The organism is Frankia sp. CcCS3 (assembly GCF_977927575.1).
Genome location: NZ_CDWRCL010000022.1, coordinates 23,032 through 30,903 on the forward strand (window position 1 = coordinate 23,032; position 7,872 = coordinate 30,903).

Genomic DNA, 7,872 nt, shown 5'->3' on the forward strand with positions numbered 1-7,872 from the left:
ATGTCCCGCAGACACCTTCACCGTCTGCACACGCGGACCGCCGACCCTCACCGTAGTTGACGGGCGTAGGCACGTGGGTCGCGCCTGGGGCTCCCCGCCCGTTCAGCCCGGGGGGGCACCGGCGCCGGGGCTGAGGGCACCCCCGGCCAGCAGGGAGAACAGCAGCAACCCCAGCCCCACGCGATACAGCACGAAGGGCGCGAAACTGCGCGTCGAAATGTACCGTAGGAACCACGCGATCGCGGCGTACCCGGTGGCGAACGCCACGAGCGTGGCGAGGATCGTCGGGCCCCAGGCGACGTCGGCATCCTTCCCACCGATGGAGCGCAGTTCGAAGACCCCGGACGCCAGCACCGCCGGCATCGCCAGCAGGAAAGAGTACCGGGCCGCGGCCTCGCGGGTGTAGCCGAGGAGCAGGCCCCCGCTGATCGTCGCACCGGACCGGGAGACGCCGGGGATCAGCGCGGCAGCCTGGGCGAGGCCATAGAAGAGCCCGTCACGCACCGACAAGTCCTCGAGCACTTTGCGCGGGCGGGGCGGCGAATGACGACCCTGCGGCCGCCCCTTCGAGGCGTACCAGTCCGCGCCGCCCAGGATCAGGCCAAGCACGATCAGCGTCGTGGCAATCAGCCGCAGGTCGCGGAACGGGCCCTCGATGGCGTCCTGCAGCGTCACCCCGAGCAGGCCGATCGGAAGGGTGCCGAGGATGACCAGCCAGCCCATCCGGGCGTCGGGGTCCTTACGCATCGCCCGGCGGGTGAGCGAGCGCGCCCACGCCGCCACGATGCGGGCGATATCCTTACGGAAGTAGATCAGCACGGCGGCCTCGGTGCCGATCTGGGTCACAGCGGTGAACGCGGCGCCCGGGTCCTCCCAGCCGGCGAGCGCGGCGGCGATGCGCAGGTGGGCGCTGGACGAGACCGGGAGAAACTCGGTGAGCCCCTGAACGAGACCGAGGACCGTCCCCTCGAAGAAGTTCATCGACGCGCCGACCTGGCCCACGAGCCAGACGAGTCCGGCCTACCCGGCCCATCCGGTCCGTTCAGCCCGTCCGGCGAGGCCGCCGGGTCCGGAGGCCACGCGGAACGACGATCGGTCTGCCGGCTCCGCGCCCGACCTGTTCGCGTCATCCACGCACACCCGACCACGGCTTCACCGTAGCGAAGGGTGAAGTGCGGGCGGATGCCGGGTGACGGCGTCCCCGCCTTCTCCGATCCTCCGACCTGGTCCGATCGACCTGGTCCGATCGGGGTTCCGCCGGATCGGGCCGAGCCCACCCCGCAGCAGGCCCCCCACACGGGCTGACCTGGCGGTTCGTCGGACAGTCACGGACCGCGACGAACGGGCGGGTTTATGCTCTGGCCATGCAACCGAACGAGATCGCTCGCTTTCTGTTCATCTTTGGCCCGCACCGTGTCACCCGGAAGTACGGACCGCCCGCCTCGTGGCGGTCTGGCGCGCCCCGATCAGGGCCGGGGAGCGACACAGTACGCATAGGAGGTTGCACGATGAGTCATCTGCTCGCGAATGTGATCATTGAAGTGGTCGGAACAGCCGTGATCCTGGTTCTGACCAGTCTGGTGCGACGCTGGCTGGGCCAGCCGGCCGCTCGCCCCGCCTGATCCGACCCAACCCGGCCTCCCCCGACCTGACCCGCCGCCAGTCCGGCCCGTCCTGGACATCCGGGACAAGTGCCGACCGGACGGACGACGCGATCAGTCATGCAGCCTGGACGTCCTGGACGTCTGGGACGCGGTTCTGGAGGGCTGCGCTCCACCGTCCGGATCGTCCCGAAAATCGGGTTCGCCCACGTGGGCGAACGATAAGGCGACCGAATCACGGTAACAAGTCGGCGTCGCACCATACAGCCGTTTGAATTCTCGACAGAAGTGACTCGTGTCCGCAAAACCCCAACGGCTGGCGATCGCCTGAATAGAGCATGATCCCTCGATCAGGTCCCGGCGGGCTCGTGCGAGTCGCTGGGAGCGGACGGCGGCGCTGTAGCTGTTTCCTGTCGCGGCGAAGCCGCGCTGCAGCGTGCGGACAGACACACACTGCGCAGCGGCCGCCGCAGCGGCACTGACGTCGCGGTGGCCAAGGTTTCGAGCTATCCAGCGTTCCACTGCGAGCCGCATCGCTTCCCCAGTGATCGCATTCGTGAACGTGGCCTCGGGGCGCACCGCCGCGGCCACCAACTCCAATGCCGCGTTGCGGGCCGCCGTTATGGTGGGGGCGGGAATCTCGTGCGGGAGGCTGGCAAGTGAGGCGATATAACTGCGCAACAACCTGATCGCGGGAGCGTTCACGTCCACCACGAGGTCGGCTTCCAACCACGGGCTCTCCAAGACCTCTTCCAGCGCCACCCTCGGCATTACCAGGGTAATTTTGCGGAAGTGCTCAACAACTTCGAACCGCATCCTTTGCGTGCTGTTCCAAGCCACGAAGCTGCCCGGAGTGACAACAATCTTCTTGTCCTCGATGGCAAGCCGTTCAGTCCCAGCGGTAGCGAAGAAGATCGCAATATTTTCCTCGCTGGTCCGGCTGATCAGACTTCGACTACGTTCACCCCTACACGGATCACATGCGATATCCAGCAGCGCGATGTCATCGAACCAGCGACGCTCAATCGAGGCACGGTAGGGTAATTTCCCTGGAGGAACATCAGTGTGGAATGGCGTCACCGTGCTGCCCAGGATCTCCTCCCAGCGTCCAGGACGGTCGCGATGGGGTACATCGACAAGGTCGTACATCTCGTAGGTCCGCATGATGACCTCCTACCGGGAACCTGGGCCGCCGCGCCTGCAAGCATAAGCGGCTCTACGGGGACGTAATGAAGTAACAAATACGTGATCGAGAGCATCATCGCAGGTCACAGGCCTGTGGAGGGTTCGAAACGCGCAAGTTATTTCATTTCGACTCCTACGCAGTTCACCGGGAGTCGTAGCTGGCCGGTTATTGGACGTTGGGGTGGGTGGTGGCGGGTAGCCAGTCGGGGCGGCTACTTCGGGTGGTGGCGTAGCTGGCGCGGCGCTGCTGGTTCGGGACGTTGCGCAGGCCGAAGGCGGTGCGGTAGACGAGCTTGGTGACCCGGTTGACGGCCTCGGCGGCGTTGGAGAGTCCGAGGAGGATCGCGGTGGCGATCTCGTTGCGCCAGTCGAAGATCCTCTCGGCAAGGGTGACGACCTCGGGGACGTCCTTTCCGAAGGTCGCGCAGTAGCCGAGGAACCTGGTCAGGGCCCTGGCGATGTCGGTGCGGGGTGGTCGCGACGCCGGTGCGGGCCGGGGAGAGCGCGAGCAGGTCGAGCAGCAGATTCTTGGCGTTCCAGGCGGTGCGCAGCGCGTGGGCGGCCTCACCGTCGAGGTCCTCGAGAACCGTGAAGGTCTCGAGGATGCGGCGGCGCCCGCGGTCGGAAAGCGCATCCGGGCCCCACAGCAGCCGGTCTTTGATCGTGTACTCGGGGTCGGTGGCACGGCCGCGGCGGTGGCGTAGCTGGTGGCTGACACGGCGGCGTACGTCACTGACGGCCTTGTTGCCGAGCTGGGCGGTGTGGAACGGGTCCACGGCCAACTGGGCGTGCGGGAGCGCGGCGCAGGCGACCGCCTTGTAGGTCGTGGACATGCCGATGGTCACGGCGCTGATCCGGGCACGCCAGGCCGCGGGCTGGGCGAGGATCCAGCTGGTCACGGGCTTCGGAGCCCTCCGCTCGACGACCCAAGCAGACCCTGATCGCCGGCGGAGTCGATGAGCACCGTCTGCCAGCGGTCGGCGTCGGTCACCCACGCCCCGGTGAGCGGGTCGCGGTGGAAACGCGGCGAGCCGCGCCGCTGGTCGTCGATCCCGAGCACCGACACGTCGGGCAGCGCCGCCCGCAGCGACAGCCGGTTCGCACGGCCGACGCCCGCCGGCTGTGCGAACCGGCCGACGCCAGGTCGCTGACCTGGCCGTTCGTCATCGGCGGGTGTGTCCCTTGCCCCGAGCCCTGCACGGTCACACCCCGTCACAGCAGGCGGTCACTGAACGCTGGTGTTCAAACACGGCTCACGGCCAACCGCGTAGGGCCGCATAAGCAGTGGAAAGACGTGCGGGAAGCCCAGGTAAGTCGCGGTAGTGGAGTCCACGCCCGTGGTGTACGAGTAGCGACCGACTGGCTACGAAAGGGCGAAGCTGGTCAGGTCAACCGGGATGATCCCGTGCTTCCTGCAGTACTCGTTGTATCGCTCGGCGAACGTATGGGCCTGCTCGATGCCGATGATCTCGTCGTTTGGGCCGAGGAAAGCAATAGCTCCTTCAACCGAGATGAACACCTCGATGCCCTCGTCAGGCTCCACAATGAACGTGTGCCTGCTGTTGGCGACCTCGTACACGAAGTCACCCGGCCCCGACACCCAGGCGTGCTCCGCGTACCGCCATTTCCCTCGAATCGTGTAGACAAGCACGCGACCATAATGGTCATGCACACCCAGCGAGGCTCCCCCCGGCGCCCGCAGAAGCATTTGTGTCTCGCTCTTGACCAGATCCACATGAAGGATCTTTAATTCCACCTCGTTCGTGTAAGGCGTGAACGGAACCCACGGAAGATCGTCGACTCCCGTGTGCGTTGGAGCGAAATGTTGGAGGGGATTGACCAGTGTCGTCATCTGCGTCTCCTCGGGAGATTGGCGTCGATCCCTGCCTTCGGAATCGTCTGGATCCGGCGGGGAACGGCCGGCTAGGCGAGCGGTAGGGTTTGATTCTGGACCCACCAAAAGATCCGAGATAGAACAGCGGTGACAGATCCCTGAACACGCGCGACAAGCACGGGTGCCACGCGCGCCGTTGGGGCGAGGACCGGGGTGCCGACGACACCGCCGGGCAGGATAATCCCATGATGATGCGGACGTCCGACGACCGTGTGCGAGAACTCACCGCTGCGCTGGAACGCGACGAGGGACTGGTGGATCCCACGATCGAGCGTGTCCGGCGCGAGATCCCGGCCTATGAGGTGGTCCCGACCGAGGCGCTGGTGACGAGCATCCACCGCAACGTCGTGCTGGCGTGCCGCACCCTGCGGGCGGGCGTCGTGCCGCCGAGCTCGGAGATCTGGCAGGCCGAGCGCACAACGCTGGAACGGCTCCAGCAGGGCGTGCCGATCGAGGACATCATGGGCGGCTTCCGCATCTGCATAGCGAGCATCCAGGACCGGCTGGTGGATCGCGCCCAGGAGTTCGGGGTCGACCACCCCGAGTCGCTCACCCTCACCTCGCTGCTGTGGAAGCTGAGTGACGTGTTCTCCGCTCGTGCGGCGAGCGCCTACCGCGAGTACGGCCTGTCGCATGCGGTGGCGGACCGAAGGCGCAGGGACGAATGGCTCGCCGGGCTGCTCGCCGGCACCCTGTCGCCGACGCAGATTGAGCAGGGGTGCATCCGCTACCACGTGCGGCGCGACACACACCTGCGGGCGGTGTGCACTGCCGCCTTACCGGAAGCGGAGCTGGACCAGGCCCTCAACCTGATCAACCAGGGATGCCGGCGCAGCAACGTGGTCCTGCTCCTGGTGCCCTCCCAAGGCCGGCTCGTGGGGATCGTGTCGGGGCTGCCACCCGCGGTCCCGGGGCTGCTGGTCGCCGCCGGGCCCGAGGGGCCGCTGGACCGGGTCGCGACGTCCTTCTCGGTGGCCAACGACGTATTGGCCGCGGCCCGACTGCGCCACAACGAGGGCGTGCACACCCTCGAGGGCCTCGGCTGGCGGGTGGCCGTGCCGCGCGCGGCGGACGTGACCGCACTGATGCGGGCCCGCTACCTCCAGCCGCTCCGGGGCACCGGTGCGTTCGGGGAGGAAGTCGTCGAGTCGCTCCGCTGCTACCTGGCCAATGGCCGTAACATCCCGCGGACCGCCGAGGCGCTGCACATACACGTCAACACGCTGCGCTACCGGTTAGCCCGGTTCGAGGAGCTGACCGGGCGGTCCCTGGACGACACCGACACCCTGGTGGAACTGTCCTGGGCCTTCCACGCGGAGACGGCAGCCCCGCCGGTTTCGTAGCCGCCTACGAAGCAAGGGGCGCCACGTTGGCATCCCGCCCGTAGCCTCCAATGTGTCGCACGCCACATCCTGTTGGGAATCCGTACCCGCTATCGGGCCCATCAGAGCTCGACGTCCCGAGCTGGCGGTCTCGGCCGCCGCCCAACAGGGGAGCAACCCATGACCGCTTCGATGACAGCAACAACCGGCCTCCGAGAGCGGACCAACCATTATCGGCAGCTCCTGGCCGCTTCCGTCGGCAACGCCGTCGAATGGTTCGACTGGTACATCTACTCGATGCTTGCGGTGTACTTCTCCACGCAGTTCTTCCCGGCCAGCCCGGGAGGCAGCCTGGTGCCGCTGATGTCGACGTTAGCGATCTTCGCCGTCGGATTCTTCGCCCGCCCGGTCGGATCGCTGATCCTCGGGATTCTCGCCGACCGGATCGGCCGCCGCAGGACGCTTAGCACCACGATTATGGGCATGGGCCTGGGCAGTCTCATCATCGGGCTTGCCCCCACCTACGAGCAGGTCGGGGTCGCCGCCCCGGCGCTGCTCCTGCTGGCCCGGCTGATCCAGGGCGCCTCCACGGGAGGCGAGTATGCCGCGGGAAGCGCGTTTCTCATCGAGTCCGCACCGGATGGCCGTCGGGAGCTGTACTCGAGCTTCTTCTACATCAGTGCGACCTCGGCCAACCTGGCGGCGATCGGAATCAGCGCCTTACTCGCCAGCACGCTGGACTCGCAGAACATGACCAGCTGGGGCTGGAGGATCCCCTTCCTGCTCGGCTCGGTCGCGGCCGTGGTCGGCATGTGGATCCGGACGCACGCCAAGGAGACCCTCACCAAGACGGCGGACGAGCCGGCCGGTGCCCGTCGTGCCGACATGTTCGAGTTCCTCCGCCGGCACCCCAGGGAATCCCTCCAGGTGTTCGGACTGACCGCGGCCCCGGCGCTGGTGTTCTATGTATGGACCGCCTACCTGCCGACGTACGCGAACATCACGGTGGGCTCCAACCTCAAGCACGGCCTGCTCTCCGGTGTCGTCGCGCTGACCATCTTCCTCGCCCTGCAGCCGGTCTTCGGAGCGATCTCGGACCGCGTCGGCAGGCGGCCGATGCTGCTCACCTTCGGCACCTTCTTCGTGGTCGGCACGGTTCCGATGCTGGCCCTCCTGGACGGCTCGACCACCAGGCTGCTCCTGGTCCAGATCATGGGGCTGGTGTTCCTCGCCTGCTGGTCGTGCATCTCGAGCGCGGTGGTCGCCGAGCTGTTCCCGGCGCGCCTGCGCAGCTCCGGTATCGGGTTCCCCTATGCGCTCTCCGTCGCCCTCTTCGGCGGCACCGGCCCCTACGTCGCCACCTACCTCGTGGACATCGGCCACCCCGCCTCCTTCGGCTGGTACGTCACCGCCGTCGCCCTGGTCAGCACCGTGGTCTTCAGCCGGCTCCCCGAGACCGCGCACCGGCCCCTGCACTGACCGACAGGAGACATCGCCCGCGGGTCCGAGAGTCTGGATCACGCTGGCAGAGAACGACGGTGGCTTCCACCGCGGTGATTTCCACCGCGGTGGAGAGGCTGTCGCATCCCTACAGCCGTCGGAGCGGCTGAACTGTCACCGTCAGAACAGCTACGGCCAGAACAGTTACGGCCAGAACAGCTACCGTCAGGAGGCCGTCTGGCCGTCGGCCAGACCCGCGATGGCCACGCTGACGGCGAGAATCCGGCGCGCGTTGTCGACGTGCAGGTTCTCGATCAGCCGGCCGTCGACGGTCGCCACTCCGCGGCCTTCGCGTAGTGCCTCCTCCCACACCCGCACGATCTCCGCGGCCTGCGCGACCTGGGCCTCGGTGGGTGAGAACGTGCGGTTA

Annotated in this window: 7 protein-coding genes and 2 pseudogenes; 2 read left to right on the forward strand and 7 right to left on the reverse strand. The window is 67.2% G+C overall.

Annotated elements, in window-relative coordinates; translation table 11 throughout:
- Window positions 1-102: 102 nt before the first annotated feature.
- From AC08OQ_RS03955 to AC08OQ_RS03980, 6 genes and pseudogenes are all read right to left on the reverse strand, one after another.
- A complete protein-coding gene (locus AC08OQ_RS03955) occupies window positions 103-981 on the reverse strand; it encodes an undecaprenyl-diphosphate phosphatase (RefSeq protein ID WP_462203670.1) in 879 nt (292 codons plus the stop codon).
- A gap of 734 nt (window positions 982-1,715) precedes the next feature.
- A complete protein-coding gene (locus AC08OQ_RS03960) occupies window positions 1,716-2,765 on the reverse strand; it encodes an AraC family transcriptional regulator (RefSeq protein ID WP_476599001.1) in 1,050 nt (349 codons plus the stop codon).
- Between the two features lie 187 nt (window positions 2,766-2,952).
- On the reverse strand, window positions 2,953-3,420 hold the full coding sequence (locus tag AC08OQ_RS03965; RefSeq protein WP_476599003.1) for a transposase: 468 nt from the start codon (window positions 3,418-3,420) through the stop codon (window positions 2,953-2,955).
- Window positions 3,347-3,781: pseudogene (locus AC08OQ_RS03970) on the reverse strand (transposase); the annotation flags it as partial. The gene AC08OQ_RS03965 and the pseudogene AC08OQ_RS03970, both read right to left, overlap by 74 nt.
- Window positions 3,682-4,002, reverse strand: a complete 321-nt coding sequence (locus tag AC08OQ_RS03975) for a hypothetical protein (RefSeq protein WP_476599005.1) — start codon at window positions 4,000-4,002, stop codon at window positions 3,682-3,684. The gene AC08OQ_RS03975 and the pseudogene AC08OQ_RS03970, both read right to left, overlap by 100 nt.
- Before the next feature lie 147 nt (window positions 4,003-4,149).
- On the reverse strand, window positions 4,150-4,638 hold the full coding sequence (locus tag AC08OQ_RS03980) for a 2,4'-dihydroxyacetophenone dioxygenase family protein (RefSeq protein WP_462188529.1): 489 nt from the start codon (window positions 4,636-4,638) through the stop codon (window positions 4,150-4,152).
- Window positions 4,639-4,865: 227 nt separating this feature from the next.
- Here AC08OQ_RS03980 and AC08OQ_RS03985 point away from each other — a divergent pair, with 227 nt between their 5' ends.
- Window positions 4,866-6,023 (forward strand): PucR family transcriptional regulator, encoded by a 1,158-nt coding sequence (locus AC08OQ_RS03985; RefSeq protein WP_476599007.1) that lies wholly within the window; start codon window positions 4,866-4,868, stop codon window positions 6,021-6,023.
- A 171-nt stretch (window positions 6,024-6,194) separates the two neighbouring features.
- Window positions 6,195-7,481: an MFS transporter gene (locus AC08OQ_RS03990; protein ID WP_476599009.1), complete on the forward strand. Its 1,287-nt coding sequence runs from the start codon at window positions 6,195-6,197 to the stop codon at window positions 7,479-7,481.
- A gap of 186 nt (window positions 7,482-7,667) precedes the next feature.
- Here AC08OQ_RS03990 and AC08OQ_RS03995 read toward each other — a convergent pair.
- Window positions 7,668-7,872: pseudogene (locus tag AC08OQ_RS03995) on the reverse strand (CoA ester lyase); the annotation flags it as partial.